This window comes from Paenibacillus sp. 01T422 (assembly GCF_056398785.1).
This window is the reverse complement of record NZ_JBFTQB010000839.1, coordinates 1-2890: the sequence shown is the minus strand read 5'-3', so window position 1 is coordinate 2890 and position 2890 is coordinate 1. Positions and strand designations below refer to the sequence as shown.

The 2890-nt window shown below is 44.5% G+C and carries 3 protein-coding genes; 1 reads left to right on the top strand and 2 read right to left on the bottom strand.

What is annotated here, in order from left to right; all coding sequences use genetic code 11:
- Positions 1-89: 89 nt before the first annotated feature.
- Positions 90-971 carry a family 43 glycosylhydrolase gene (locus AC1DUA_RS32175; protein ID WP_477503609.1) on the bottom strand — a complete coding sequence of 294 codons (882 nt, stop codon included), beginning with the start codon at positions 969-971 and terminating at the stop codon, positions 90-92.
- Between the two features lie 143 nt (positions 972-1114).
- The gene (locus AC1DUA_RS32170) at positions 1115-1975 is read right to left on the bottom strand and encodes a helix-turn-helix transcriptional regulator (RefSeq protein ID WP_477503608.1); all 861 of its coding nucleotides are present in this window, start codon (positions 1973-1975) and stop codon (positions 1115-1117) included.
- Between the two features lie 188 nt (positions 1976-2163).
- Between AC1DUA_RS32170 and AC1DUA_RS32165 the strand changes: the two genes are divergently transcribed.
- Positions 2164-2890: sulfatase-like hydrolase/transferase (locus AC1DUA_RS32165; protein ID WP_477503607.1), on the top strand; the 727-nt coding region annotated here is incomplete at its 3' end.

Here is a 2890-nt window from a genome sequence, read left to right as displayed (position 1 = left end):
AAAAATTACGATGCGGCTGATCGGAAGTCCCCGTCATATAATAGGTCCCGTCAGGACCGGTGCTTATATGAGGATCTCGAATTGGGAAGTCAGCTACGGGTTTGAGATTTCCTACGGCACCTTTCTCCAGCACCACTTCCTGTAAAAGAAGCATAAAGCCGATGTTCGGGGCCATCGAATAATGTAATTTGACCGCCATGGGGAAGTGCCAGATAACGCCGGCTGTAAGGGCCATGGATCGAATGGCTCACGGCAACGAATGTATCCGCTGCCTCGCTGTTCATGCGATTAAATTGATCCGCACAGAACATATAGTAGTAACCGTCCTGTTTGTATAAAAAAGCGCCATACGCTCCAACTTGCAGATGGCTGGTGTACGATGGATCATCCTCTCGTCCCGCGATTTTCCATGGCTTCACCTCGACCATCCTCGGAATTTCTGCAAGGCCGGTCATATCCTCCGTCATGCGGGCAATTTGACCATTGCTGTAAACCCAATAGACAGCTCCGTCTTCATCCTCAAATAAGGAGGCATCCTGCCCATCCGCTGTCATCATTCCCATGTCGATGTATGGCCCCATCACGGGGTTCGAAGTGCTTTTGAGCAGGCCAGTACCTCCTTGGACTAATCCATAAGTAACCCAGAACGTTCCTTTCACATAACGTAATTTCGGCGCACAAATGCCAGTTGTGCCTGCAAGCTCCTTTTGCCATGTGCCCTCTTGCTCCAAGTTCCACACGGCTGCTGGTTCTGTCCATGTCTTCAAATCCGACGAAGTCCACACCTGCACATTTACGCCATCAGCCGTTCCCATCAAATAATACAAATGATCAGGCCCTTTGCAAATACTCGCATCTTTCAAAGGAACATCGATCACTCGTTCAATCCTTACAGCAGATTCCGAATAGCTTGTACAGGCAGCCCATTCCGTTTCAGGATGTGGAGGCTGTAAGATGAAGTCACTCTTCATTATATCCTTCCTTTCATAAACGCCGAGTTGCTAAAATAAGTATATCGTGCTTTGTACAAACTCTTAATATAGAAAGCTGCCAGTCAGGTGAGGAAAACGGACATCGATCCATTCGCTCTCGAGAGTAACGAGGGAGATAGCAGTCATGGCTTATTCTCTGGAGAGTAGCCATAATAATTGCGAAAAGCTCTTGAGAACGAATAAAGACTCGGATAACCGACACTATAAGCGACCTCTGTTATATTCCGATCCTTTAAAGATAACAGCGCTGAAGCCTTCTCCATTTTGAGACCGTATAAGTAACGATTTGGAGATAACCCTATCCGCTTCTTGAAGATATCAGAGAAATAAGATCTATGTACCCCTGCCTCTTCCGCAACCTCTTTAATACTGATTCCTTCCAGCGCATGGAGCTGCATGAAATCAAGCGAACGCTTAAGCCAAGGGATGTCCTCAACGTTAGTTTTGGCATCGTTTAAAGTCATTCCCTCTTTCATTAGGACGGCGAAGATACCATACAGCCTTTCCTGAAGTTCTGCAGAAAAGCCAATATCCTCCACTCCATCTGGTTGATCTGAGATGAACTGTAGTAGGGCATATAATTTGGTCCACACTTCCCCACTGCATCTTGTACGTAGCGTGGGAGTAGCATGAGTTAGTCCTAGCGCATGCAGTAACGACGAAGCTTGAGGACCTTGAAAAGCTATCCAAATAAGCTTTAGGGTCTCTTCCGGTTCATAGATGCGGTATGAATACGATTCATCCGGGAAAAAGCAGCAGATATCATCGGGTTGAAGAATTACTTCTCCATCTTCATATTGAAGAAATAATCGACCTTCAACTACGAAATGTAGGCTAAAGCATTCAATTCTTTTGGGACCGACCTGATAGTTCGGCTTGGCTATGTTATGCCCTAGGCGGATGCACCACAAGCCACTCATCTTTATAAAAGCAGTAGGATTCAAATAATAATGTTGTGCATATTCGTGGGGAAATTCTTGCATGGTATTTGCACCTCAAGACTTGATAGATCATTCAATGCACTTCAACTCTATCTTATGCCTAATATTTTACTACTTCAAGCGTATTATACCTAACAAAATGTTAAATGAATACGAAACTATGATATTTCCAAATCGACATTTCTTCCTTATTCTTAAGATAGAAATACGATAATTGGAGGAATCATTGGATGAAGAAACCTAATATATTGTTAATTACAAGTGATCAGCAACATTGGAATACACTAGGGGCTTTCAACTCGGAAATTCAAACGCCGAATCTGGATCGATTGGTGAAAGAAGGAACTACATTTACACGTTCATATTGCCCGAACCCGACTTGTACACCGACTAGATCTTCTATTATAACAGGCATGTATCCGAGTCAACACGGGGCATGGACACTTGGCACGAAGCTGTTAGAGAATGTTCATACGGTCGGTGAGGATTTCCGTGAAGCCGGATACAATTCTGCACTTGTAGGGAAAGCTCATTTTCAACCTTTAGTATCTACCGAACAATATCCCTCTCTCGAAGCCTATCCGATCTTACAAGATCTTGATTTCTGGAAAAAAAATAACGGACCCTTCTACGGCTTTGATCATGTAGAGCTGGCACGTAATCATACGAATGAAGCGCATGTTGGCCAACATTATGCTATCTGGATGGAAGAAAAGGGCTGTATGAACTGGCGCGACTACTTCGTGTCTCCAACCGGTACGATGGATCGCTCCATTCTTCATAACTGGCCGATTCCAGAGAAATATCACTACAATACCTGGATTGCCGAAAGAACCAACGCACTTCTGGAGCAATATAAAGAGGAAGATCAAAGCTTTTTCCTTTGGTCCAGCTTCTTTGACCCTCACCCGGATTATTTGGCTCCTGAACCGTGGGATACGATGTATGATCCTGAAC